Origin of the sequence: Zoogloea sp. (assembly GCF_017302315.1) — a bacterium.
Lineage (GTDB): Bacteria > Pseudomonadota > Gammaproteobacteria > Burkholderiales > Rhodocyclaceae > Zoogloea.
The window spans coordinates 19,679-43,932 of the sequence record NZ_JAFLDT010000016.1 but is presented as its reverse complement, the minus strand read 5'-3'; the positions used below and the strand labels follow the sequence as shown (position 1 = coordinate 43,932).

Genomic DNA, 24,254 nt, shown 5'->3' with positions numbered 1-24,254 from the left:
TGTAACGCGTCGTCGGCCGGTCGATGGGTCGATAGTGCCCATAGACATGCTTTCCGTGAAAATCGGCCTTTAACGACTGCCCTGTCACGCACACTTCTGTCCCCGCTTATTCGCGTTCTGGCTGTTCAGGTGCCACCGAGACAGCCAACACCCGCCCTAAGCTCCGATAAGGGGGCCGTCGCCGCGATGTCGTCTATCGTTGGCGTAGGGGCAATGTTCCGCATCTGGTAGATTGCCGGGTCGGGACACTCCGTTCCGGTGCAGGATAGATCCACCCGGCCCGCGTGCGGGGTTGCCTGCACTAACATCCGGAGGAATCCGAGACCCAAGCGCTGCTCAGCGATTCCGTCGTCAGGAATCGTTACCACGCTGATTTCGACCCGGCCGACGCCAAGCGCTACGGGCCGGCCGGATTGCGTTACAAGATCCATTGGCCTGGCACTTCCGCCGGTTACGAGCGCGATACCCCAATAATGTCCGGAGAATCCCGCGTTTTTAGTGGCGCGCGACGCCGCGGACGTTATGCTGATGCCGCGTTGCCCGGTGTTGGCAGTACGGCACGGTTGGCGTAGGCAGCAATCACCGCTCTATTGCCTTTTGCGGACCAGACAAGAGAGAGTTGCAACCATGGACTATAAAATCGTCGATGCACAGGTTTCCCCCACAGGGCGTCTGGAGGTCCTGTCCCGGGCCGAAGCGGCCAAGCTTTCCGATCAGAGCGGCGGCGGGCTTCGTACCCTTTACCGTAACTGTTCGCTGGCCGTGCTCAACTGCGGCAACGAGCTTGATGACGGCAAGGAGTTGCTCGAGCGTTATCACAGCTTTGATATCCAGATCCAGCAGCGGGCGCGGGGCATCAAGCTCGACATCACCGGTGCGCCGGCCAGTGCCTTCGTGGATGGGGAGATGATCCGTGGCATCCAGGAACATCTGGTGGCCGTACTGCGCGATGTTGTTTACGCCAGCACCGAGATCAGCGGCAGCGCGCGCTTCGACTACTCTACCTCGGAAGGGGTGACGGACGCCGTCTTTCACATCCTGCGTAACGCCAATGTGCTCCAACCCATTACCCAGCCCAACGTGGTGGTGTGCTGGGGCGGCCACTCGATCAAGCAGGAGGAGTACGAATACACCAAACTGGTGGGGTACCAACTCGGCCTGCGTGGCCTGAACGTGTGCACCGGTTGCGGCCCGGGAGCCATGAAGGGCCCGATGAAAGGCGCCGCCCTGGCCCACGCCACCCAGCGCATCAACAACGGGCGCTACCTGGGCTTCACCGAGCCCGGCATCATTGCGGCGGAGGCGCCCAATCCGGTGGTGAACGAGCTGGTGATCCTGCCGGACGTGGAGAAGCGTCTTGAGGCCTTCGTGCGCACCGGCCATGGCATCGTGGTCTTTCCGGGGGGCGTCGGCACGGCGGAGGAGATCCTTTACATCCTGGGCATCCTGCTCCACCCGGACAATGCAGGGCTGCCTTTCCCGCTGGTGTTCACCGGCCCGCGCAGCGCCCAGGAGTATTTTCTGCGCATCGACCGCTTCATCGCCCAGACCCTGGGCGAGGCGGCCCGCCAGCGCTACAGGATCATCATTGATGACCCCGAGGCGGTGGCCCAGGAAATCACGGCAGGCATCCTGCAGGTGCGCGATTTCCGCAAGGAGCAGCGGGATGCGTATTACTTCAACTGGCTGCTGAAGATCGAGCACGAGTTTCAGCAGCCCTTCCGGCCGACCCATGAGCGCATGCGCAATCTCACCTTGCACCGTCGCCAGCCGACCCACTTGCTCGCGGCCAACCTGCGCCGTGCTTTTTCGGGGGTGGTGGCCGGTAACGTCAAGGATGAAGGCATCCGTGAGATCGAGAAGCACGGCCCCTTCGAGATTGCCGGCGAACCCGAGATCATGGGGCCGATGGATGAGCTGATGGCGTCCTTTGTGGCCCAGGGGCGCATGAAGCTGCCTGGCAAGGTCTACAACCCCTGTTACCGGATCGTCGCTGGAAGCTGAGCGCTTGCGAGCAGGGGCTACTGCGCGGCCCGATTGCGCAGGTCGTCGGCCGGCTCGTCACCGAAGGATGCGTCAAGCAGGCAGTCCACCAGGCGGCGAGCGGCGTCGGCGGGGGGCGTGAGCTGGCCTTCGGCCTTGAGCGCAGCAAAACGGGCCTGTTGGGGAAAGCCGGCCGGGTCGCTGGCCCGCACCTCCGCCTGCATGGCGGTGTCGATGACTCCGGGTGCGAGGCTGGCGATGCGCAGCCCGGGCAGGCGGTCGAGGGCGGTGGCCCGGGCGTGTTGGTCAAGCCCGGCCTTGGTGGCGCAGTAGATGCCCCAGCCCGCGTAGGCGTTGCGGCCCGCGCCGCTCGAAACGTGCAGAATGCGGCGCTCGGGGCAGTGGGTGCTGGCCGCCACGAAGGCATTGGCCAACAGCAGCGGGGCACCCAGGTTGAGCTGCACGGCCGCCGCAATCTCTTCAGCATCCTGCCCGCCACAGGGGCCGACGGGTTGCAGCGTTCCGGCGTTGTTGATGAGCAGGGCGTGGCGGGCGTCGGCCAGGAAGTGGGCGAGCGCCTGGCCAGCCAGCCAGACACCCAGGGCCGGCAGGCTGGAAAGGTCGAGGGCGTGCTGTTGCAGGGCGTCCGCGCCGGCGTCTGCCTGAAGTGGGAGGGCGCGCCGGGACAGTCCAAGGACGGGAATGCCCCGACCGAGCAGTTCGGCGGTCAGCGCAGCACCGAGGCCTGCGCTGTGACCGGTGACGATAGCCTTGATCATGATGAAGCCCCTGGGCTGGAATGGCTGGCGATGGTACGCCCGCTCAGCCCGTCGTGGCATGCGCCGCTGCGGGCGCAGCACGGCGGATTTGCATGGCCAGTTCGGCGGCGGGCAGCGGGAGCCAGAAATGGTGGCCCTGACCGACGCTACAGCCCAGCTCGGTGAGCATGCGCTGCTGTTCGGCCGTTTCGATGCCCTCGGCCACGGTGATCAGGGACATGTCCCGGGCGATGCTGACGATGGCGCGGATCAGGGTCACATCGTCCCGGTTGCAGTGCAGTTCCGACACGAAGGAACGATCGATCTTGAGCACGTCGAAGCGGAAGTGCTTGAGGTAGGACAGGCTCGAGTAGCCCGTTCCGAAATCGTCCAGGGACAGGATTACGCCCAGATCGGCAAGGCTGCGCAGCGTCTGGCCGATCTGGCTGTCCAGGTCCAGGAAGACACTTTCGGTCACTTCAATTTCAAGGCGGCCCGGGGGCAGCCCATGGCGCGCAAGGGCTTCCCTGACATGGGTGATGAAATCCTGACGACGTAGCTGGGGAACGGCCACGTTGATCGCCATGCGGATCGGGGCGGCACCCTCCCTATCCCACTGCCGGAGCTGACGACAGGCTTCGTCCAGCACCCATTGACCGATGGTGTGGATGGCTCCCGTTTCTTCAGCAACGGGGATGAAGCTGTCGGGTGGGATCAGGGTTCCATCCGCAGCCTGCCAGCGCAGCAGGGCTTCGCAACTGACGATACGGCCGCTCGCCAGGTCCACCTGGGGCTGGTAGTGCAGATGCATTTCATTGCGTTCGATGGCGTGGCGCAGGCCATTCTCGATGCGCAGGCGTTCGGTGACCCATTGGTTGAATTCGGGGGTGAAGAACTGGAAGTCGTTGCGTCCCGAATTCTTGGCGTGATACATGGCCGCATCGGCGTTCTTGAGCAGGGTCTCCGTGTCGGTACCGTTGGTCGGATACATGGCAACGCCGATGCTCGGGGTGATCTGCAGTTCGTGCTTGTCGATCAGATAGGGTTCGCCGAGGGTGGAGAGGATCTTCTGGGCGGTGGTCACCGCGTAGCCAGGATGTTCCAGCCCGGTGATCAGCACCACGAACTCGTCGCCGCCGAGACGGCTGACCGTGTCGGTCTGACGCACGAGACGATGCAGGCGACTGGCCACTTCCTGAAGAATCCGGTCGCCCATGGCATGGCCCAGGGAGTCATTGATGTTCTTGAAACGGTCCAGGTCGATGAACAGCACGGCCAGTTGTTCACCACTTCGCTGAGCAAGTGCGATGGCCTGAGCCACCCGGTCGCCCAAGAGCACCCGGTTGGGGAGCTGGGTGAGGGCGTCGAACTCGGCGAGGTGACGGATACGCTGCTCGGCTTCCTTGCGTTCGGTGATGTCGAGGAAGGTGCCCACATAGTGGCGGACGTCGCCGGCCGGACCGCGTACCGTGCCGATGCTGATCTGCTCCGGGTAGGCAGTGCCGTCCTTGCGGCGATTGCGGATTTCGCCTGTCCATGAGCCGGTTTCGCGGATCGACTTCCACATGGCGTTGTAGAAGTCCGCGTCGTGATCGCCAGAAGCGAGGAATGCAGGGGTCTGACCCAGCACCTCGGCTGCGGTGTAACCGGTGATCTGGGTGAAGGCCGGATTGACCGCGAGAATCCGGGTATGGGGGTCGGTGACGATGATGCCCTCGCGACTGCTCTCGAACACATGCCCCGCCAGGCGCAACTCGCCAGCCTGTGCTTCAAGGGTCTGGGTATGGGCCTCGAGCTTTTCGTGGTAAGCCGCGAACAGTCTGCGCATCCAGTTGGAGAACAGCAGGGAGGCGGCGAGCGCCACGCCCACGGTGGCGGCCACCACAACCAGCAGATAGGGAACACGGCCGGACAAGGCAACGGCGGCGGCGTTCCGTTCTGCAGCCAGGGCGGACTGCATCTCCTGCTCAAAGATGCTGGCGATCACGATGATCTTCCACGGACTATAAGCCATCACATAGGCCGAACGGGTATCCGACCCACCCTCGGCGCGGTGCGGCGCTGAATAATTGAGCAGCCCGCCGCCGGCCCGTGCCAGCTTGAGCATGTCCTGGCGGATGTGGTCTTCGGCGGGCGAACCGACCTTGCCGAGTTTCAGCTCGTCGACACCCCGTCCCGCGATTGGCTGGAGCAACAGATTTCCGTCATTGTTCATCACCATGAAATGCCCGGTATCGCCAAAATTCCAGGCGCGCAGGCGGTCCAGCCCCTCCCTGAGCCGTGTTTCCTCCCAGCGATAGAGGTAATCCCCGGTGCCGATGATCCAGCCATAGGGTGCGAAGAGACGGACATGGGCGAGTTTGTCCGTCATCCGGGTGGCATCCACCGGTGAGTACCAGCGGTAGCTCGAGAACCCGCCCTCCTTGCCGCTGCGCGCCGCCTCCAGCAAGCCGCGCACGATGTAGTGCCCGGTATCATCCTGGTTGTTCCAGAGGGAGCTTCCCTCCAGGTCCGGGGCTGTGGGCAGAAGGATGCAGCGCCCCACGCTGTCATCAATGAAGAAGTAGCCACGTCCGTCGAAGAAGCGCTGGGGGCGGAGGGCGTCGATGATCATGCGCTTGACCTCGGCCTCGGGGCGGCGCCCATGCTCCCGGTCATAGATTCCCTGTGCCGTCTGCATGGCCATGGACACCTTTTCTTCGAGGGCGTGGCGCAGGACGGCTTCGGAACGCGAGTGCACAAAGTCGAGATAGGCGATGGCCGAGGCCATCTCGGCCCGCAGGCGTTCCTGCTTCTTGCTCTCGAAGTTCTTCTCCAGGCGGACGAGGGCATCCCGGTGTTCCGCGTAGGATGTCCACAGAAAGCTGGCACCAAGGGCAAGGGAGAGAGCCAGGACGACGAGCAGTGTCCCGACAAGGTGGTAGCGGGGCAGTGTCCGGTCGGTGACGGAGAGTTTCATGGCGGTCCGGGCTGGCTGCGGGGCTGCGGGCGGGAAGACTCCACCCTGATCCGGGTAACGGCGTGATCTTTCGTCCCTAGAGTCATCAATTGTCACATCGTGTTTCTTTCAATGCGGAATGTGACGTGATTCTTGCCGCTGCGCAAGTCTGCATCGTCAGGGATGAGCGACCATCATGGGCAGGCTGGCTTGGTGAAGGAGGAGGGGTATGGAGATCTACGTGAGCACCGACATTGAGACCGACGGACCGGTGCCGGGGCGCAACGCCATGCTGAGCATCGCCTCGGCAGCGTTCACCGCCGACAAGCGTATGGTCGCGTCCTTCACGGCCAATCTTCTGAGCCCGCCCGAGTGCAGCCCCGACCCCGCAACCCTGCGCTGGTGGCGGACGCAGCCGGAAGCCTGGGAGGCCAGTCGCCGTGAGCCTGATCCGCCCGAGGTGGTCATGGGGCGGTATGTGGACTGGCTCAAGTGCCTGCCCGGGCGTCCGGTCTTCGTCGCCTACCCGGCGGCCTTCGACTATCCGTTTGTGCTTTGGCATCTGACCCGCTACGCCAGCGAGAACCCTTTCGGCTATGCGGTGATCGACATCCGCAGCTACGCCATGGGCGTGCTCGGCCGCTCCTTTCGGGCGTGCCGACGTGACGCGCTGCCCGAGAGCTGGTTTGATCCCTTGCCCCATACCCATGTGGCGCTGGACGATGCCATCGAGCAGGGGCACTGGTTTTGCAACATGCTTCAGGCACGTACCGAAGCGGACAATGGGAGGGAGGATCCGCAGCGGTGAGCGATCATTCCAGCGCGCCGCTTTACCAAGGCGGAATGGTGAGGGTTCAAGTCTGACCGGAGGGCGACGTTAATGAATGCCATTGAGCGCTATCGATCCAAGGCGCGGCACAACGACCCCTTTCCGATATTCATGCCCTCACTCCCCGATTCCGATTTCCACGGCGCGCGCCTGCGCCTCTTTCTACCCATCGGGGGCATCGTTCTGGCGCTGATCGTGCTCGTCTGGGGCGCCGTCATCTATCGGATCGCCGCCGACGAAAGGCTGGTCATCCAGGCGGTGGACACGGCCAATCTCAACCTCGCCCGGGCCTTCGAGGAACATACCGTCCGTACCATCAAGAGCGTCGATCAGGCCGTCCTCTTCCTCAAATTCCAGTACGAAAAGGTGGGCGACCGGGTCAACATCGCGGAATACGTCCGCGAAGGCATGATCATCAGCAGCATCTTCAATCAGCTCGGGGTGATTGATGAGCACGGCACCTACATCCTGAGCAACCTCCCCAATCACAAGCGGCTGGACCTGTCGGATCGCGAGCATTTCCGCGTCCACAAGGAGCGTGACAGCAATGAGCTGTTCATCAGCAAACCGGTGCTGGGCCGCGCATCGGGCAAGTGGTCGATCCAGATGACCCGGCGCATCAACAAGCCGGACGGCAGTTTTGGCGGCGTGGTGGTGATCTCCGTGGATCCCCTCTACTTCTCCGACTTCTACAGTGGTGTCGATCTCGGCGACGATGGCGTCGTCTCCCTGGTGGGGCGCGATGCCATCGTGCGGGCGCGCCGTTCCGGCGAAAACAAGGCTGTCGGCCAGGACCTTACCCGCAGCCCCTTGATGCCCCACCTGGCCCGGGCCAATGTCGGCACCTATCGCTCCAGCAGTGTTGCCGACGGGATACGCCGGTTCTATGGCTACCGGGCCTTGAAGGACTATCCGCTGGTGGTTGTGGTTGGCGTCAGTGAGAGTGAGGCTCTGACCGGATTTAATGAGCGCCGTATCGGTTACATGGCTTACGCAGGGGGTATGAGCCTGGTGGTGCTGTTGTTCGGGGCTTTGGCCATCCGGCTGCTCGACAAGCAGGTACGGATCGCTGCGGCCCTCCGCGACAGTCAGATCAAGGCCGAGGCTGCAAATCGCATGAAGTCGGAGTTTCTGGCGTCCATGTCCCATGAGCTGCGGACCCCACTCAACGGCATCATGGGCTATGCCGAGTTTCTCAAGGAAAGTGCGGACGAGACCAACCGGGAGTTCGCCGGCATCATCTTCGACAGCAGCAACCACCTGCTGGAACTGGTGAATTCCATACTCGATCTGGCCAAGATCGAATCAGGGAAGATGGAACTGGCGCTGCGTACTGAGCCACTGCGTCCCATGATAGAGCGCATCGTGCTCACCCACCGGCCACCGGCAGATCGCAAGGGCTTGGTACTGGCACTGCAGATCAAGCCAGGTACGCCGGACGAAGTTGTCTGCGACCCAACCCGGGTGGCACAGATACTCAACAACCTGCTGAACAACGCGGTCAAGTTCACCGATGCGGGGTCAGTGACGGTTCAGGTGGGCCAGGAGGAGGGCAAGCTGAGGATCACGGTGGCGGATACTGGCTGCGGCATCGACCCCGATATGCAGCCCCACGTCTTCGAACGTTTCCGGCAAGTGGATGGCTTCCTGACGCGGCGTCATCAGGGCACCGGCCTGGGCCTCGCCTTGGTCAAGGAGCTGGCTGAACTGATGGGGGGTGAAGTGACGCTGTCTTCCCGGCCGGCGCAGGGCAGCGAGTTCACCATCACATTGCCCCTCGCACCCCAGACCGCGACGCCCGGGATAGGATGACCCCATGAAGGTTCTTGTTGTGGACGACCAGAAGATCAATCGCACACTGCCATGCGTTCTGTTGCGGCAGGCGGGGTGCGATGTCGAGGAGGTGGAGTCCGGCGAGGCGGCCCTGGCCGCCCTGCACGCCAGGCCTATGGATGCCGTGCTGCTCGACATCAGCATGCCGGGCCTCAGCGGAACCGAGGTGTGTCGGCGGGTGCGCGCCGACCCGGCGCTGGCCGGCTTGTTCGTGGTGGCCTACACCGCCCATGCCTTGCCGGAAGAGCGGGTCGAGATCCTCGCCGCCGGCTTTGACGAGGTGCTGATCAAGCCCATCAATCGTCAGCGCCTGCTGGAGGCCATGCGCCTGCCTGTTTGAGTGCCCCTGTCGGGGGCATCAGTCGCCACGCAATCCCCCCGCTTCCGAGCGGCCTGGTGCCGGCTTGCCCTTGCGGGCCCGCTTGCCCGCCCAGGCCTCCCAGTCCTTCGGTCCGACGGTCAGTTCCACGGCCTTGCCGCCGCGGGTGCTGGCCAGCAGGGTCAGCGCATGGCGGAAGACACAGGTGGCACTGAGTGCCTCGCCCTCGTCCAGGCCCATGATGATCACGCCCTTGCCGCCACCCGACAGCGACTTCATCTGATCGAGGGGGAAGATCAGCAGGCGCCCGGTGGACGACAGAGCGGCCAGATGCTGCCCTTCGGCCGGATCGAACAGCACCGGCTGGAGCAGGCGAGCGTCGGCGTCCAGGCTGACGAACTGCTTGCCGGCACGCTTGCTGGCGATCATGTCGCCGAGCCCGCACAGGAAGCCGTAGCCGTCGTTGCTGGCCAGCAGCACGCGACGCTCGGGCGAACCCGCCAGCACATGGGCGACACGACTGCCCGAGGGCAGCTCGATCAGGGAGGCGAGGGGCACGCCATTGCCCCGCCCGTCGGGCAGGGCTGCGACGGCCACCGTCAGGGCCCGGCCGCCGTCAGTGAGCACCACCATGCTATCCACGCTGCGGCATTCGAAGGCGCTCCCCAGGCGGTCGCCATCCTTGAAGGCCACGTTGGCGAGATCCACGCCGTGGCCGCTGCGGCAACGCACCCAGCCCTTTTCCGAGACGATCACGGTGACGGGCTCGTCCAACACGGTCTGGGTGACGCCGGCGCGAACGGCCTCTTCCACCAGGGTGCGGCGGGCATCGCCGTACTTGTCGGCGTCGGCGCGGATCTCCTTGATGACCAGGCGGCGCAGCTTGCCCTCGTTGCCCAGCAGGGCTTCCAGCTCGCTCTTCTCGCCACGCAGATCGGCCAGCTCGCGTTCGATCTTGATGCCTTCCAGGCGGGCTAGCTGGCGCAGACGGATCTCCAGGATGTCCTCGGCCTGGCGGTCGGACAGGTCGAAGCGGGCGATCAGGGCCGGCTTGGGTTCGTCCGACTCGCGGATGATGCGGATCACTTCGTCGATGTTTAGGAAGACGATGTGACGGCCTTCCAGGATGTGGATGCGGTCATCCACCTGACCCAGGCGGTGGGCGGTACGCCGACGCACGGTGACGACGCGGAAGCGCCCCCATTCGTGGAGGATGTCAGCCAGATTTTTCTGCCCGGGCCGGCCATCCAGGCCGATCATCACCAGGTTGATGGAGGAGGAGGTTTCCAGGCTGGTGTGGGCCAGCAGCAGGTTGGCAAACTCGGTGACGTCCTGGTTGCGGCTCTTGGGTTCGAAGACCAGGCGCACCGGGGCATCCTTGCCGGACTCGTCACGCACCCGGTCGAGGGCGCCGAGCATCACGGCCTTGAGCTGGGCCTGGTCGGCGTCGATGGATTTCTTGCCGGTCTTGGGCTGGGGATTGGTGAGGGTCTCGATCTCGAAGAGCACCTTCTGGGCCGAGACGCCGGGCGGGAGCTCATTGATTACTAGCTGCCACTGGCCGCGGGCCAGGTCCTCGATGATCCAGCGTGCCCGCAGCTTGAGGCTGCCACGGCCGCTCTCGTAGGCCTGACGGATGTCGGCCGCCGGTGAAATGAGCTGGCCGCCACCCGGAAAGTCGGGGCCGGCGATGTGGGTCAACAGGTCTGCCACCGTGGCCTCGGGGTTCTCGATGGCGTGGATGGCGGCGCTGGCGACCTCGCGCAGGTTGTGGGACGGGATCTCGGTGGCCATGCCCACGGCGATGCCGGAGGCGCCGTTGAGCAGCACGAAGGGCAGGCGCGCCGGCAGTAGCTGGGGCTCTTCGAAGGCGCCGTCGTAGTTGGGGCGGAAATCCACCGTGCCCCGGTCGATCTCCGACAGCAGCAGCTCGGCGATGGGGGTCAGGCGGCATTCGGTGTACCGCATGGCCGCCGCCGAATCACCATCCCGGGAGCCGAAGTTGCCCTGACCATCCACCAGCGGGTAACGCAGGGAGAAGTCCTGGGCTACCCGCACCATGGCGTCATAGACGCTGGAGTCGCCGTGGGGGTGGTACTTGCCGATCACGTCGCCGACCACCCGGGCCGACTTGACGTGCTTGGAACCGGGCGACAGGCGCATCTCGTTCATGGCGAACAGGATGCGGCGCTGTACGGGCTTGAGGCCGTCCTCGACCTGGGGCAGGGCGCGGGCCTTGACCACGCTCATGGCGTAGGCCAGATAGGCGCGCTCGGCGTAGAGATCGAGGGGCAGGGCATCGTCGCTGCCCAGCAGCGGAGTGGCCGGTGGGGGCGGTGGGGGTTCGGCGGCGTCGGGGGCCGGGGAATCGAAGAGATCCGGAGTGTCGTTCATGGTGAGACGTTCGCAGGAAAAGTGGCGTGGGCAGGCCAGCATGCAGGCCGTGCCAGGGCGCCGGAATGACTAGCGGCAGGCCAGGCGAAAGGCATTGCGGATGCCCTCTTCATCAAGGCGGCGGCCGATGAGGACCAGGGTGGTGTGGCGGTGCTCGCCCTCGGACCAGGGCGCGCCGTAGTCGGAGCCGCTGAGCCGATGCACGCCCTGCAGGACCACCCTGCGCTCGTCGCCCCGCAGCGCCAGCACGCCCTTGTAGCGCAGCAGGGCCGGGCCCTGGCGCAGCAGCAGCTCTTCCACGAAGCCCGCCATCAGTGCCGAATCCACGTCACCAGGGTGCTGGAGCACGAAGGAGGTGACGTCGTCGTCGTGGCGATAGAAGCCCCGCGTGCTGCCGCCACCGCGGCGCAGTCCGGCAGGGCTGTCCGAGTCGAGAAACGACGGCAACTGCTCCAGCACCGCGTCCAGACGGAAGGCATCCAGATGGAACAGGGCGGTGAGGGCGAGGGCGTCGACCGGCATCGGGGTGACGGGCACCCGGATGTTGATGCGTCGCAGGCGCTGCTGGAGGGCGGTCAGTGTGTCGTCGTCCAGGCCATCGGTCTTGCTGAGCAGGATCCGGTCGGCAAAGCCCACCTGGGCTGCGGCAACCCGGTTTTCGTCGAGCTGGGCGTGGGCATGCACGGCGTCCAACACGGTGACGATGCCGTCCAGTTCATAGCGCCCGGCCACGCCTTCATCGACGAAGAAGGCCTGGGCCACCGGGGCCGGATCGGCCAGGCCGGTGGTCTCCACGACCAGGTGATCGAAATCCAGCTCACCCTTTGCGCGGCGTTCGGCCAGGTCGGCCAGGGCGTTGGACAGCTCGCCGCGCACGCTGCAGCAGATGCAGCCATCGGTGAGCTCCACCACCTCCACGGCAGGGGAGCCGGCGATCAGGCCACCGTCGATGCCCACGCTGCCGTACTCGTTCTCAAGCACGGCCACCTTGCGCTCGGGCCGGGTGGCCAGGTAGCGGTTGAGCAGGGTGGTCTTGCCCGCACCGAGAAAGCCGGTGAGGATGGTGGCGCGGATCGGTGGTCGGGGGAGGGCCAGGGGGTTGATGGTCGGCTCGCTCATCGCTCAGACATCCGCCTCGACCGAGTCGCCCTTTTCCTCCATCCAGGCCCGGCGGCCGGAGGCTTCGCCCTTGCCCATCAGCAGGGTGAACATCTTCAGGGTGTCGTCGAAGGCTTCGGTGCGCACGTGCACCGGCAGTACCCGGCGGGTGGCCGGATCCATGGTGGTTTCGCGTAGCTGGTCGGGGTTCATCTCGCCCAGGCCCTTGAAGCGCCCGACCTCGATGTGCTCGGGCTTGACTCCCTCGTGGGTCAGGCGGTCGCGCAGGGAACCGAGCTCCTGGTCGTCGAGGGCATACAGCCGGCGTGGCGGGCGCTTCTTGCCCTGGGCCGGTACGTCGATGCGGTACAGGGGCGGCTGGGCGACATAGATGTGGCCCTTCTCGATGAGCTTGGGGAAGTGGCGGAAGAACAGGGTCAGCAGCAGGGTCTGGATGTGGGAGCCGTCCACGTCCGCGTCCGACATGATGATGACCTTGCCGTAGCGCAGCTCGGAGAGGTCGGGCGAAGACTCGGGGGTGTGGGCGTCCACACCCAGCGCTACCGCGATGTCGTGGATTTCGGCGTTGGCGAAGAGGCGTTCCCGGTCCACTTCCCAGGCGTTCTGGACCTTGCCGCGCAGGGGCAGGATGGCCTGGGTGTCCTTGTCCCGGGCCATCTTGGCGCTGCCGCCGGCGGAGTCGCCCTCGACCAGGAAGAGCTCGTTGCGCTCGATGTCCTCGGATTCGCAATCGGAGAGCTTGCCGGGCAGCACGGCCACGCCGGAGGACTTGCGCTTTTCCACCTTCTGGGCGGCGCGGGCGCGGGCCTGGGCGGCCTTGATGGCCAGCTCGGCGAGTTTCTTGCCGTATTCGACGTGTTCGTTGAGCCATAGCTCGAAGGGGTCGCGAACCATGCGCGAGACCAGTTGTACGGCGTCGCGGCTGTTCAGGCGCTCCTTGGTCTGGCCCTGGAAGCTGGGGTCGAGGACCCGGGCAGAAAGTAGGAAGGAGGCGCGCCCGAAGACATCGTCGGCGGTCAGCTTGACCCCCTTGGGGAGCAGGGCGTGGTGGTCGATGAAGGCCTTGATGGCGGTGAAGATGCCGTCCCTCAGGCCGGCTTCATGGGTGCCGCCGGCGGGGGTGGGGATGAGGTTGACGTAGGACTCGCGCACCGGGGCGCCTTCAGCCGTCCAGGCCACGGCCCAGGAGGCACCCTCGCCGGAGGCAAAGGTCTCGTCGCCCTTGGGCGCGTATTTCTCGCCGGCAAAGAGCGGGATCAGCGGCTCGTCGGTGAGGGCCTCGGAGAGGTAGCCACGCATGCCCTGCTCGAACAGCCACGTCCGGGTGTCGCCGCCTTCGATGGCCAGGCTGACCTCCAGACCCGGCATCAGCACGGCCTTGGAGCGCAGCAGGCGCTCCAGCTCGCCCCGGGGCAGGTCGGCTGCATCGAAGTATTTGGCGTTCGGCCAGGCGCGCACGGTGGTGCCGCTGGCCTTCTTCGGCGCGTCGCCGGTGCGGACCAGGGGCTCGATCACGTCGCCACCGGAAAACACCAGGCGATGACGGCCGCCGTCGCGCACAACTTCCACCTCCAGGCGGTGGGACAGGGCGTTGGTGACGGACACGCCGACCCCGTGCAGGCCACCGGAGAAACGGTAGGCGGAGTCGTCGTCGGTCTTGTTGAACTTGCCGCCGGCGTGGAGACGGGTGAATACCACTTCAACGGTGGACACGCCTTCCACCGGATGGATCTCGACGGGAATGCCGCGACCGTCGTCGGAGACGCTGACCGAGCCGTCCAGGTGCAGGGTCACGCCGATCTTCTTGCAGAAGCCGGCCATGGCCTCATCGGCGGCGTTGTCGATGACTTCCTGGATGATGTGGAGCGGATGTTCGGTGCGGGTGTACATCCCCGGTCGCTGTTTGACCGGCTCGAGGCCCTTCAGCACGGTGATGGAGTCGGCGTTGTAGGTCTTCTGGGTCATGCTGGAAATAAAGACAGGTGGGGTTCCGGAGCGCTGCGAACTATACCGTGCCGCCCGGCACAGGGCGAGGGGTTAAGAAGGGCTCCGGTGCGTATCAGCGGCCGAGGCTGCTGCGTCCGGCGTTGTCGGAGGCCTGGCGGGCGATGCGCTGCAGAAGGGTGTCGGCTGCACGAGCCCCGGGAGAGTCACCCGACGCCGTGCGCCAAGCCAGGTGCACGACGCCCGCTTCGTCCGGCAGCGTGTAGATGGCCATGGACAAGGGACATTGGGCGGCATTGATGGGGTTCTCCCGCGCGAGCTGCCAGGCGATGCGGGCGCTGCAGAAATGCATCACCTCCGCATCCGCATAGACGGCTATGGGCTGTTCGAGGGCGGCCCCGGTGCGTGCCAGCATGTCACCGAAGCGGCTCGGTGGCGAGGGCACCAGCCCTTCGGTCTCGATGGCATCCACCAGAGCTTCGCGAGCGTCGGCGTAGCGGGCGGGCGTGATGGTCAGATGGACGAGGGTGTCAGCCAGGACGGGGCGAGCGAGAAGCGAGAGGGCGAGGGCAACAAGGACCGCACGCAGCATGGGCAAGACTCCGATACATGAAGATGATGGTGAAACACGTGGCACGGGGAGCGGTGAAGATAGCATTCCACGGGCTTGAATGATGCGTTTGCCCGTCGTGATGCGCCCATGCTGCGCGGAACGCTGCATGGGCGGACCCCGGTGCGACGCCCGCCGCAAGCTGCGTTCTGCACGCGACGTCCCGGTGATCGTGGACGGGAAGGCGCACGGCGTTCGATGTATGTGGTGCAGGGGAAAACACAGTCAAAAAAATGGCGCCCCGAAGGGCGCCAGAAGGAGGGAGAAACACAACAGGAACTTGCGTCGCCCGAGGGCGAAAAGAGTGAGAGGGCGCTTAGAAGAACAGGATGGCGCCGGCGGACAGGGTGCGGTTCTTGGTCTCGCTGTCGTCCACGGTGCTGGTGATCTTCTCCTGGTTCAGTTCGCCCACGAGGGTCACGAACTTGTTCAGGCTGTGATAGACACCCAGGGTGTAGGCCTTGTTTTTGCGCTCGTTGCCAGCGCCCAGGGCACCGTCGGTGTCCTTGTTCTGGCCGAAGTTGATGCCGAACTTGGTCTTGTTGAGCTGGTAGGTGCCTTGCAGGAAGTAGCCCTTGGAATCAGTCTTGTTGCCGAGGCCGTCACTGCCGCCGAAGAACTGGGCACCCACGGTGGACAGGCCCAGGCCCTTGCCGGTGAAGGCGTAGGCGACTGCGCCGAAGTCGCCAACACTGGCCTTGGCACCGATTTCATAGCCACTGGCCGTGAAACTCTTGTCGGGGTTCGTGCCCACGCCGTTGCAGGTCTTGCCGGTGGAGCAGCTGGTGCTCTGGGTAACCAGACCGCCCCAGACCTTGCCGGGGGTCGAGCCCTTCCAGTCGTAGTCGACCTTGGCCTGGAAGCCCGGGGTCTTGGTCTGGTCGCCGGCGAAGGAGCTTGGCTGGAAGATGCCCGCGGAAGCCTGCAGGCCGTCATAGTTCGGCGTGGTGTAGGTGATCTGCGCCTGGAAACCGGTGTACATGTAACCGTGGGCGATCATGCCGAAGGTGGTGTTGAACGGGATGCCGGCATTGGAGGTGCCGCCGACGCCCAGCAGGGTCATGTCGGACAGGATGATGTTCTGGCCGAACAGGCCAATGTCACGGCCGAACTTCAGGGTGCCCCAGTCGTTGTTGCCGAACTGGAAGTAAACGTTGCGCACGTCGATCTGGCTGTAGGGGCTGCTGGCGCCCGGGATGCCGCCGGCGCCAGTGCCCACGGTGGAGGGCAGGCCGACAACGGAAGACGAGTCGTTGATGCCGGGTGCGAAGCTGAAGTGAGCCTTGATGTCCTGCCCGGCCTGCTTGGTGGTCATCACGAAGTTGATCCAGCCAGGCAGCAGACCGTTGGTAAGGGCACTGTTCTGGGTCTTGGTTTCGGGGCCGCCGGCAACCGAGGTCTTGGACTCGCGGTTGACGTAGAAACCATTGATCGTGCCATTGATGTCGATGGTCACGTCGTTCTGGGTGAAGCTGACAGCCTGCGCGCCGCCGGCAGCAGCAGCCAGGCAGGCGAGGGCAACGGATTGAGCCAGACGGGTCTTCTTCATAACGATTGTCTCCGGAATTTTGTCGTTGATATCACTACCGAAGCGTGGGCTATCCAGCACCACTACTTCGTTCCTCCCTTGGTCGCATTTCCTTTGAAACACGCCGTTACGGAGCGACGTCCCTTCAGCGAGTGCTGTGCCAGACCGTCGCAGGACACTCGAAAATGGCTGCAATAATTTATCAAATATCTGTTTTTAAACATAAATATATTTTCGTTCGGCACCGACGGGGGGCGCGAAATCCTGTTTGGGCGGTGTTCAGGAATTGAACAATCTGCTGTGACGTAAGGGAAGGTCTGATGCAATCCGTGACAGTGCGTGGAGCATGCTGTAACGCAACATGGATTTCTCGGGCACGTGGTGAATGGTGATGGCGGGCTGCGGGAACTGGGGGTGAGGCTGGTAAACTGTCGGTCCAGATTTCACTCACCCGGGCTGTCCGCGCCCTGCTCTCCATGGATTTCTGTTCCAAACTGGCTGCCGTGTGGCAGCGTCAAGATTCACTCTTGTGCGTCGGGCTCGATCCCGACGTGGCTCGACTTCCCCCGCATCTGAGAGAACGCCCCGACGCAGTCCTTGCCTTCTGCAAGGGCATTGTGGATGCCACTGCGGATCTGGCCTGTGCATTCAAGCCGCAGATCGCCTACTTCGCGGCAGCCCGTGCCGAGGACCAGTTGCAGGATCTGATTGCCTACATTCACGCTCGGCACCCGGCGGTGCCGGTTGTGCTCGATGCCAAGCGCGGCGATATCGGGGCGACCGCCCAGCAATACGCCCGGGAGGCCTTCGAGCGCTACGGGGCCGACGCATTGACCGTCAACCCCTACATGGGCTTCGATTCAGTCGAGCCCTACCTGGAGTTCTCGGATCGGGGCCTGGTCGTGCTCTGCCGTACCTCCAATCCCGGGGGTTCCGACCTGCAGAACCTCACGGTGGAAGGAGGGCGCAAGCTTTATCAGCATGTGGCCGAGCTGGTGGCCGGAAAGTGGAATGTCCACGGCCAGAACGCCTTGGTGGTGGGTGCCACCTTCCCCGAGGAGCTGGCCGAAGTGCGGGCGATTGTGGGCGATCTGCCGCTGCTGGTGCCCGGTATTGGTGCCCAGGGGGGCGATGTGGAGGCGACGGTGAAGGCCGGCCGGACTGCCTCCGGCATGGGCCTGATGATCTCTTCATCCCGGGCCATCCTCTATGCGGGCTCCGGCGAGGATTTTGCCGCGAAGGCGCGTGCCGTGGCGCTGGCGACCCGCGAGGAGATCAACCTGTATCGTTCCTGAGGAATTTGCAGGCGGCCTCTACCCACAGAAATACGGGCGTGCTGCGCTGCCGCAGCGTAGGATGGAGCCCTTGCCGCAGACGGCGCAGGTGCGTCCGGGCTGCGGCGGTCATTTTTTCCGCCGGATGACCCGCAATTTCGCGTCAAGGCAGTGTTTCCAGGGACGCTCATGGTCAGACTGAAGTTCTCGGTCGAACTCAATTACGCAGTTGCAGCGCCGGGCTGTGACTTTATCTTCAACATCCATGCGGCCCATACGCGCCATCAGCGCGTCGTGACCGAGATGATGGAGCTTGGGCAGTTTCTGCTGCCCACCGTGCACACCGATGCCGCCACCGGCAACCGCTATATGCGTCTCAAGGCCGAACCCGGCCCCTTGCGTCTGCGCTACAGTGCCACGGTCGAACTGCAGCACCACGTGGCCGCGCCGGAGTCCATTCCGGAGGTGCCGGTTTCGCGCCTTCCTGCAGACGTGCTGACCTATCTGTACCCAAGCCGCTATTGCCAGTCGGACCGCCTCTATGAAGTGGCGCTCCGGGAGTTTGGCACCCTGCCGCCGGGTTACGAGCGTGTGCGGCGCATCTGTGCCTGGGTGGCCAAGCACGTGGAGTTCAAGTCGAACACCACCAATGCCAGTACTTCTGCCCTGGATACCTTGAGCGAGCGAGTGGGGGTGTGCCGCGATTTTGCGCACCTGATGATCGCCCTGTGCCGTGCGCTCAACATGCCTGCGCGCTTTGTGGCGGGTATCGACTACGGCGCTGATCCGGCCCTCGGGCCGAGTGATTTCCATGCCTATGTGGAGGTCTTCCTGGGGGACCGCTGGTATCTGTTCGATCCGTCGTCCACGGCCATTCCCATGGGGCTGATGCGCTTCGGTACAGGGCGGGATGCGGCTGACGTGTCTTTCGCCACGATCTTTGGTGCTGTTCGGGCCGAACCTCCCAAGATCGTCATCGAGGCCGTTTCCGACCCGCTGGGAGGCATCGAGCTGCCCCGTCATCGTTCGGAAGCCTTGTCTACCGATGATGGCTCGGCGGTGCTGATTGGTGCCCGCCTTGCTCCCCTCTGTTGACTCGCCTCCAGCGTCTTCGCATTCACTTCATCAGGAGAGACCCATGAGTACCATCGAAGAAATCGCAGCCCGTCACGGCTTCAGTGCCGATGCCGGCCGGGCTGCCTACGCGGCCCTGCAATCCGGTGGCTTCAGTCAGGCCCAGTTCAATCACCCGGAGTTTGGCGGCATGGGGCAATGGATGAGTGGCGGGATGATGATGATCGGGGACATGTTCAACGAGAGCCTCAAGTGGCGTGTCGGCGCGCTGCTCACGGACCTGTCCCAGCACCGGGAGCCCCAGCCCGCCATGGCACCCCAGGGCAACAACTGGGGCTTTGCCCAGTCGTCCAGTTGGTGGCCCGCCGAACTCGGCTCGCCAGCCAGCTCCGGCAGCCAGAATGACATGGCCTATGCATGGTTCCCGAACGCCGGCAAATTGCTGGTCAAGATCTCGGGCGACGTGTTCTCCTTCGATACGGGCAACCTGTCCATCTACGGCGTCCAGCAACAGCAAGGGGGCGGCATTGCGTCGGTGGTGCTGAACACGTCCAATGGCCCCATGGGCCTGCTGGGGCTGAATCGGAACTGAGCGTCCGCTTCCTCTGGCCCGAAGTGGCGGCGATACCGGTTCCGGTATCGCCGCCACTTCGTTTTCCGGGGTGGTCCGGGCTTGTCGGTCCGGGGTGTTCAATCCTGACGCTGCCAGCACAGGCAGCGATTGTTGGCGGGCATGGCCCGGTCTTCCATCAGACGGAAGCCCTGTTCACGGGCGAGGCCGTCCACGGCGTCAAAATCCCGAATGCCGCGGCGCGGGTCTTCTGCCCTCAGGGCTGCATCGAACTCCGCATTGCTCGGGCTGATCGGCTGGCCGGCGTAACGGAAGGGGCCGTAGATGCAGACGCGCGCGTCGGCGGCGAGGATGTGCGGAAGCCGTTCGAACAAGATCCGGACTTCTTCCCAAGCCATGATGTGCAGAGTATTGGCGCTGAAAAGTGCATCGAAGCCGCGGCCAGGCCATGCGCCCTTGACGTCAAGGGGCAGGGGAGGCGGGGTGTTGGGCAAGTGCGCCTCGTCAAGCCACATCCGGATGCCGGGGAGGTAGTCCTCGCGGTCACTGGTCTGCCATGTGAGGTGGGGCATGGCGGCAGCAAAGCGCACCGCGTGCTGCCCGGTGCCGGCGCCGATTTCCAGCACATGACGACGGTCGGCAAAGTGCAGCTGCAAGGCCTCGAGGATCGGCGTCCCGTTGCGGTCACAGGCCGGAGAGTAGGGCTTGTTCATGAATTGCTTCATTGGGGTCTCACTCCACGACGGCGCCGAGGCGCTCAGCCAGACATTCGGCGAAGGCCTGACGGGCAGGTTGGTGGGTGCGTGCCCGATGCCAGATCATCACCGTGACCGACCTGGCCAGGTCCGGTGGCGCCGGATGTACACGCAGGGTGGCCCGGCTCGGGTCGGTATCGCCCAGATGGGGACCGATGACGGCGCGGGGCACCAGGCTGATGCCCATGCCTGCCGCCACGCAGCCGAGGATCGCTTCGAAGGTGCCAAATTCGCTGCTGCGGGCAATCGGTATGCCTTCCCGCTGGAGCCATTCAAAAAGCCGCTGGCGGTAGCTGCAACCTTCCCGGAAGGTGAAGAGCTCCACGGGGCCGTGGCGTGCGAGATCGCTCGCCTTTTCGATGGGTGCCCAGTCGGCAGCGCTGATCAGTACCAGTTCTTCCAACACCACCGCCCGGCATTCCAGCTCCGGGTGGACAAGAGGGCCGGAAACGAGGGCGGCATCGAGCTGGTGGGTCAGAACTTCCTGCACCAGCGTGGGGGTGGGCGCGGTGCGCAGGCGTAGTTCCACCCGTGGGTAAGCCCTTCGGAAGGCGGCGATGACACCCGGCAATCGCGCAGCAGCCGTGGTCTCCATCGCGCCGAGGCGCAACAGCCCCTCGGGTTGATCAGCACGGCGTACTGCGTCACGGGCCTCTTCGGCGAGGCTCAGCAGCTTTTCGGCATAGCCGGCCAGCAAGGTGCCGGCGGGAGTGATCACCAGGCGCCGGTTGATCCGGTCGAACAGGGGGGTGCCCAGGTCCTCCTCAAGCTGGCGCAAACGGGTGGTGACATTGGACTGGACCGTGTGAAGCTGTTCTGCAGCGCGGGTAAGGCTACCTGCCTCAATGATGGTGCGAAACATGCGCAGGTCGGAGAGATCCATGGTCATCTTTCCTGGAGATTGAACTCATCGGATTTAATCATTTTTCTCGCTGAATATCCCTTGTTACCCTTCTTGGCATCGGTCAGGCGGGCATCACGGTTTATCCATTCCAGCGCCTTTCTGTTCGGTGGGCTGCGACTGGAGCGGCCCCGTCGGCGGTAGCGCCTCGCCTGATCATTCCTGTGGAGATGAAAAATGCCCTATCTGAACCTGTCCTATGCGGCGCCCGAGGCGCTTCCCGTGGCCGAACTGGCGGCGACCCTGACCGGGCTCACCGTGGAGCTGCTCGGAAAGAAGGAGTCGCTCACGGTGGTACGTATCGACCGCACTCCTTCCGATCAATGGTTCGTCGGTGGGCAGGCGTTGGCGCCCGGGCAGTCCGGCGCCGTGCTGGAGATCCGCATCACCGAGGGGACCAACACCAAGGTTCAGAAGGCGGCCTACCTGCGCGCCGTCTTCGCGGCCCTTGCAGCCCATTTCAAGGCGCTGCATCCGGCAAGCTATGTCAGCATCCACGAACTGCCTGCCGATGCGTGGGGGTATGGGGGGGAGACCCAGGAGTACCGCTTCATCCGCGGTGTATCGCCATAGCTCCGCTTGACGGTGACGGACTGTCTTGCGAACGGTTCTCATGTACAAGAACAGGCCGGCTGGCTACACTCTGGCGAAACGACGTCTTATGCCTTCCTTTTTGCTGGAGTTCCCCGATGAAATTCAAGCCCTCCCTGATTGCGCTGAGTGTCCTTGCCTTTTCGGTTTCGACCCATGCTGAAGACAAGGTGCTCAATCTCTATTCTGCCCGCCATTACCAGACGGATGAAGCCCTGTATGCCGACTTCACCCGCAATACGGGGATCAAGATCAATCGCATTGAGGGTAAGGAGGACGAGCTGCTTGAGCGCATTCGCAACGAGGGGGCAAACAGCCCGGCCGATGTGTTGCTGACCGTGGATGCCGCACGTCTTGCCAAAGCCCATGAACTGGGTCTGTTCTTGCCCGTACGCTCGAAGGTACTGGAAGCACGCATTCCGGCGCATCTCCGCACCGAGGACTGGTTTTCCTTTTCGACCCGCGCCCGGGTCATTGTTTACAACAAGGACAGCGTCACGCCCGACAGCGTGCGCAACTACGAGGATCTGGCCAGACCGGCCCTGAAGGGCAAGGTATGCAGTCGTTCCGGCTCCCATCCCTACAACCTGTCTCTTGGTGCAGCCATCATTGCCCATCAGGGGGAGGCGAAGGCCGAGGAATGGGCCCGCGGCCTGGTGGCGAACTTCGCCCGCAGCCCCAAGGGTGGGGACACCGATCAGATCAAGGCCGTTGCAGCGGGTGAGTGTCAGGTGGCACTGACCAATACCTACTACGTGGCGCGCTTGATGAGGTCGACCAAGCCGGACGAGGTCAAGTTGATGGAGAAGGTGGGGGTGATGTGGCCCAATCAGGCGACGACGGGCACCCACATCAACGTTTCCGGAGGTGGGGTGCTCAAGCATGCGCCTCATAGGGAGGCCGGAATCAAGTTCCTGGAATATCTGGCTTCCGACAAGGCCCAGCGCTATTTTGCCGACGGCAACAACGAGTGGCCGGCGGTTGAGCAGGTCAAGGTGGCGAACCCCGCTCTGGATGCCCTGGGAAAGTTCAAGGCTGATGCGCTGCCGGTCAGGAACCTGGCCATGTACCAGGTCAAGGCCCAGATGATCTACGACCGGACAGGCTATCGCTGAGCCCGGTTCGCGCCCGCTGGCAGAAAAGGCAGGCCCCCGACAATAGGGGGCCTTTCTACTTGCGGGTGCGGGAGATCTGCCGCGAAAGGGCGATCAGCGGAAGAAGCCCGACGGCGACGATGGCCAGGGCCGCCGTAGAAGCCTCGGTGAGGCGTTCGTCGGACGCCAGCACATACGCCTGGGTTGCAAGGGTGTCGAAGTTGAAGGGGCGCATCACCAGCGTGGCGGGCAGTTCCTTCATCACGTCGACGAAGACCAGCAGGCTGGCGGTGAACAGGCTGCCCCGCAGAATGGGCACATGCACCCGGCGCAGGGTGTCACCCTGGCCGAGCCCGAGGCTGCGGGCGGCATCGTCCATGCTGGGGGTGATCTTGGAAAGGCTGGCCTCCACGGTTTGAAGTGCGACGGCGAGGAAGCGTACCAGGTAGGCGTAGATCAGGGCGGCGATTCCGCCGGTGAGGAGAAGGCCGGGATTGATGCCAAACCAGGCCTGCCATTGACCGGCGAGCCAGTTGTCGAGCCGGGTGACCGGGATCAGTACCCCGACCGCGATGACCGTGCCCGGCACCGCATAACCCAAGCCGACCAGGCGGTTGAGACCCTTGGTGAGCCAGGTGGCGGATAGACGGGCGCTGTAGGCGAGCAGCACCGCGAGCCCCACAGCGATCACGGATGTCAGACCGGCCAATGTGAAGCTGTTGCGAGCGAGGACGACAAAGCGCTCGCCGAACTGCGCATCGCCCTCACCAAGGGCCATGCGCAGCAGCAGCAGGGCTGGCAGGAGGAAGCCCAGACACAGGGGGAGCAGGCAGGCCAGTAGGGCCAGCAGGCCGGCACCGCCCCTCAGGCGGCCGGGAGGAGGGCGATGCCGGGTGGAGGTGTTGTGATAGCGGGCGCGGCCGCGGGTGATGCGCTCGACGACGACCAGCAGCAACACAAAGCCGAGCAGGATGGCTGCGAGTTGCGCCGAGGCCACCCGATCACCCAGGGAGAACCAGGCGCGGTAAATGCCCGTTGTAAAGGTGTTAACGGCGAAATAGGCAACGGTTCCGTAATCGGCGAGGGTCTCCATCAGGGCCAGGGCAACGCCGGCGGCGATTGCCGGGCGCGCGAGGGGGAGTGATACGGTAAAGAAGGCACGCCAGGGCCCGATGCCAAGGGTGCGCGACGCTTCCAGCACGCCGCCGGCCCGTTCCAGGAAGGCCGTGCGGGCGAGGAGGTAAACGTAGGGGTAGAGCACGAAGATGAACATCAGCATGGCACCGGGCAGGGTGCGGATGTCCGGAAAATAGTAGTCGCTACGCCGCCACTCGAAGAAATCCCGAAGGGCCGTCTGTACGGGGCCGACAAATTGCAGGAAGTCGGTGTACACGTAGGCCATGACATAGGCCGGAACGGCCAGGGGCAGCACCAGCGCCCATTCGAAGATGCGGCGCCCGGGGAAGTCATGCATGGCGGTGAGCCAGGCGGTGGCGACACCCACGATGGCTACACCCAGACCCACGCCGGCGCACAGGGCCAGGGAGTTCAGCACGTAGTCCGGGAGGACGGTGGAGGCCAGATGGGCCCAGGTTTCAGTGGTTCCGCCAAGGAACAGGTTGAAACCGACGCTGGCGACGGGAAGTCCGGCCAGCAGCGCCACGATGAAGGCGGAGACGACGAGGGCTGAAGGGCGTCCTGAACGCAGGAGAAAGTGTTTGTCGGTCATGGGATTTTTC

At 64.3% G+C, this 24,254-nt stretch carries 19 protein-coding genes; 9 read left to right on the top strand and 10 right to left on the bottom strand.

All coding sequences use genetic code 11. The features are described from left to right. The first annotated feature begins 627 nt into the window (after positions 1–627). Complete coding sequence (gene ppnN, locus J0L98_RS07575) at positions 628–2,004, top strand: nucleotide 5'-monophosphate nucleosidase PpnN (protein ID WP_296411037.1); 1,377 nt, start codon at positions 628–630, stop codon at positions 2,002–2,004. A 17-nt stretch (positions 2,005–2,021) separates the two neighbouring features. On the opposite strand, the gene J0L98_RS07570 is transcribed toward ppnN, so the two are convergent. Together J0L98_RS07570 and J0L98_RS07565 are read right to left on the bottom strand one after the other, a co-directional pair. Next, positions 2,022–2,762, bottom strand: coding sequence for an SDR family oxidoreductase (locus J0L98_RS07570; RefSeq protein WP_296411036.1), 741 nt, complete (start codon positions 2,760–2,762; stop codon positions 2,022–2,024). A 43-nt stretch (positions 2,763–2,805) separates the two neighbouring features. Then, the gene (locus J0L98_RS07565) at positions 2,806–5,700 is read right to left on the bottom strand and encodes an EAL domain-containing protein (RefSeq protein ID WP_296411035.1); all 2,895 of its coding nucleotides are present in this window, start codon (positions 5,698–5,700) and stop codon (positions 2,806–2,808) included. A 208-nt stretch (positions 5,701–5,908) separates the two neighbouring features. Between J0L98_RS07565 and J0L98_RS07560 the strand changes: the two genes are divergently transcribed. The 3 genes from J0L98_RS07560 (at position 5,909) to J0L98_RS07550 (ending at position 8,681) form a co-directional block, all read left to right on the top strand. Continuing rightward, complete coding sequence (locus J0L98_RS07560; protein ID WP_296411034.1) at positions 5,909–6,487, top strand: exonuclease; 579 nt, start codon at positions 5,909–5,911, stop codon at positions 6,485–6,487. A gap of 132 nt (positions 6,488–6,619) precedes the next feature. After that, entirely contained in the window at positions 6,620–8,320 is a 1,701-nt protein-coding gene (locus J0L98_RS07555) for a hybrid sensor histidine kinase/response regulator (RefSeq protein WP_296411033.1), read from the top strand. A 4-nt stretch (positions 8,321–8,324) separates the two neighbouring features. After that, positions 8,325–8,681, top strand: a complete 357-nt coding sequence (locus tag J0L98_RS07550; protein ID WP_296411032.1) for a response regulator — start codon at positions 8,325–8,327, stop codon at positions 8,679–8,681. Between the two features lie 18 nt (positions 8,682–8,699). Here J0L98_RS07550 and parC read toward each other — a convergent pair whose 3' ends face one another. The 5 genes from parC to J0L98_RS07525 all read right to left on the bottom strand — a co-directional run bounded on the left by parC (position 8,700) and on the right by J0L98_RS07525 (position 16,276). After that, entirely contained in the window at positions 8,700–11,054 is a 2,355-nt protein-coding gene (gene parC / locus J0L98_RS07545; protein ID WP_296411030.1) for a DNA topoisomerase IV subunit A, read from the bottom strand. Positions 11,055–11,123: 69 nt separating this feature from the next. After that, entirely contained in the window at positions 11,124–12,173 is a 1,050-nt protein-coding gene (locus J0L98_RS07540; protein ID WP_296411029.1) for a GTP-binding protein, read from the bottom strand. Between the two features lie 3 nt (positions 12,174–12,176). Beyond that, a complete protein-coding gene (gene parE, locus J0L98_RS07535; protein ID WP_296411028.1) occupies positions 12,177–14,138 on the bottom strand; it encodes a DNA topoisomerase IV subunit B in 1,962 nt (653 codons plus the stop codon). A 94-nt stretch (positions 14,139–14,232) separates the two neighbouring features. Beyond that, complete coding sequence (locus J0L98_RS07530) at positions 14,233–14,709, bottom strand: DUF302 domain-containing protein (RefSeq protein ID WP_296411027.1); 477 nt, start codon at positions 14,707–14,709, stop codon at positions 14,233–14,235. 334 nt (positions 14,710–15,043) lie between these two features. Beyond that, complete coding sequence (locus J0L98_RS07525) at positions 15,044–16,276, bottom strand: porin (RefSeq protein WP_296411026.1); 1,233 nt, start codon at positions 16,274–16,276, stop codon at positions 15,044–15,046. A gap of 455 nt (positions 16,277–16,731) precedes the next feature. On the opposite strand from J0L98_RS07525, the gene pyrF reads away from it, so the two are divergent. From pyrF to J0L98_RS07510, 3 genes are all read left to right on the top strand, one after another. Continuing rightward, positions 16,732–17,550 (top strand): orotidine-5'-phosphate decarboxylase, encoded by an 819-nt coding sequence (pyrF, locus tag J0L98_RS07520; protein ID WP_296411025.1) that lies wholly within the window; start codon positions 16,732–16,734, stop codon positions 17,548–17,550. Between the two features lie 168 nt (positions 17,551–17,718). Next, on the top strand, positions 17,719–18,624 hold the full coding sequence (locus tag J0L98_RS07515) for a transglutaminase family protein (RefSeq protein ID WP_296411024.1): 906 nt from the start codon (positions 17,719–17,721) through the stop codon (positions 18,622–18,624). A 43-nt stretch (positions 18,625–18,667) separates the two neighbouring features. Further along, on the top strand, positions 18,668–19,195 hold the full coding sequence (locus tag J0L98_RS07510; RefSeq protein WP_296403472.1) for a hypothetical protein: 528 nt from the start codon (positions 18,668–18,670) through the stop codon (positions 19,193–19,195). A gap of 98 nt (positions 19,196–19,293) precedes the next feature. Here the strand turns inward: J0L98_RS07510 and J0L98_RS07505 are convergent, their stop codons facing one another. Together J0L98_RS07505 and J0L98_RS07500 are read right to left on the bottom strand one after the other, a co-directional pair. Then, positions 19,294–19,887, bottom strand: a complete 594-nt coding sequence (locus J0L98_RS07505) for a DUF938 domain-containing protein (protein ID WP_296411023.1) — start codon at positions 19,885–19,887, stop codon at positions 19,294–19,296. Positions 19,888–19,906: 19 nt separating this feature from the next. Then, complete coding sequence (locus J0L98_RS07500; RefSeq protein ID WP_296411022.1) at positions 19,907–20,812, bottom strand: LysR substrate-binding domain-containing protein; 906 nt, start codon at positions 20,810–20,812, stop codon at positions 19,907–19,909. Positions 20,813–21,007: 195 nt separating this feature from the next. On the opposite strand from J0L98_RS07500, the gene J0L98_RS07495 reads away from it, so the two are divergent. Both J0L98_RS07495 and J0L98_RS07490 read left to right on the top strand, forming a co-directional pair. Then, the gene (locus tag J0L98_RS07495) at positions 21,008–21,403 is read left to right on the top strand and encodes a tautomerase family protein (protein ID WP_296411021.1); all 396 of its coding nucleotides are present in this window, start codon (positions 21,008–21,010) and stop codon (positions 21,401–21,403) included. Positions 21,404–21,519: 116 nt separating this feature from the next. After that, complete coding sequence (locus tag J0L98_RS07490) at positions 21,520–22,536, top strand: Fe(3+) ABC transporter substrate-binding protein (protein ID WP_296411020.1); 1,017 nt, start codon at positions 21,520–21,522, stop codon at positions 22,534–22,536. Between the two features lie 55 nt (positions 22,537–22,591). Here J0L98_RS07490 and J0L98_RS07485 read toward each other — a convergent pair whose 3' ends face one another. After that, complete coding sequence (locus tag J0L98_RS07485) at positions 22,592–24,244, bottom strand: iron ABC transporter permease (protein ID WP_296411019.1); 1,653 nt, start codon at positions 24,242–24,244, stop codon at positions 22,592–22,594. Between the last annotated feature and the right edge of the window lie 10 nt (positions 24,245–24,254).

What these genes read in the sequence shown, in the direction of transcription:
- ppnN (WP_296411037.1), top strand. Translation starts at nt 628, where the DNA reads ATGGACTATAAAATCGTCGATGCACAGGTTTCCCCCACAGGGCGTCTG.
- J0L98_RS07570 (WP_296411036.1), bottom strand. Translation starts at nt 2,762, where the DNA reads ATGATCAAGGCTATCGTCACCGGTCACAGCGCAGGCCTCGGTGCTGCG.
- J0L98_RS07565 (WP_296411035.1), bottom strand. Translation starts at nt 5,700, where the DNA reads ATGAAACTCTCCGTCACCGACCGGACACTGCCCCGCTACCACCTTGTC.
- J0L98_RS07560 (WP_296411034.1), top strand. Translation starts at nt 5,909, where the DNA reads ATGGAGATCTACGTGAGCACCGACATTGAGACCGACGGACCGGTGCCG.
- J0L98_RS07555 (WP_296411033.1), top strand. Translation starts at nt 6,620, where the DNA reads ATGCCCTCACTCCCCGATTCCGATTTCCACGGCGCGCGCCTGCGCCTC.
- J0L98_RS07550 (WP_296411032.1), top strand. Translation starts at nt 8,325, where the DNA reads ATGAAGGTTCTTGTTGTGGACGACCAGAAGATCAATCGCACACTGCCA.
- parC (WP_296411030.1), bottom strand. Translation starts at nt 11,054, where the DNA reads ATGAACGACACTCCGGATCTCTTCGATTCCCCGGCCCCCGACGCCGCC.
- J0L98_RS07540 (WP_296411029.1), bottom strand. Translation starts at nt 12,173, where the DNA reads ATGAGCGAGCCGACCATCAACCCCCTGGCCCTCCCCCGACCACCGATC.
- parE (WP_296411028.1), bottom strand. Translation starts at nt 14,138, where the DNA reads ATGACCCAGAAGACCTACAACGCCGACTCCATCACCGTGCTGAAGGGC.
- J0L98_RS07530 (WP_296411027.1), bottom strand. Translation starts at nt 14,709, where the DNA reads ATGCTGCGTGCGGTCCTTGTTGCCCTCGCCCTCTCGCTTCTCGCTCGC.
- J0L98_RS07525 (WP_296411026.1), bottom strand. Translation starts at nt 16,276, where the DNA reads ATGAAGAAGACCCGTCTGGCTCAATCCGTTGCCCTCGCCTGCCTGGCT.
- pyrF (WP_296411025.1), top strand. Translation starts at nt 16,732, where the DNA reads ATGGATTTCTGTTCCAAACTGGCTGCCGTGTGGCAGCGTCAAGATTCA.
- J0L98_RS07515 (WP_296411024.1), top strand. Translation starts at nt 17,719, where the DNA reads ATGGTCAGACTGAAGTTCTCGGTCGAACTCAATTACGCAGTTGCAGCG.
- J0L98_RS07510 (WP_296403472.1), top strand. Translation starts at nt 18,668, where the DNA reads ATGAGTACCATCGAAGAAATCGCAGCCCGTCACGGCTTCAGTGCCGAT.
- J0L98_RS07505 (WP_296411023.1), bottom strand. Translation starts at nt 19,887, where the DNA reads ATGAACAAGCCCTACTCTCCGGCCTGTGACCGCAACGGGACGCCGATC.
- J0L98_RS07500 (WP_296411022.1), bottom strand. Translation starts at nt 20,812, where the DNA reads ATGGATCTCTCCGACCTGCGCATGTTTCGCACCATCATTGAGGCAGGT.
- J0L98_RS07495 (WP_296411021.1), top strand. Translation starts at nt 21,008, where the DNA reads ATGCCCTATCTGAACCTGTCCTATGCGGCGCCCGAGGCGCTTCCCGTG.
- J0L98_RS07490 (WP_296411020.1), top strand. Translation starts at nt 21,520, where the DNA reads ATGAAATTCAAGCCCTCCCTGATTGCGCTGAGTGTCCTTGCCTTTTCG.
- J0L98_RS07485 (WP_296411019.1), bottom strand. Translation starts at nt 24,244, where the DNA reads ATGACCGACAAACACTTTCTCCTGCGTTCAGGACGCCCTTCAGCCCTC.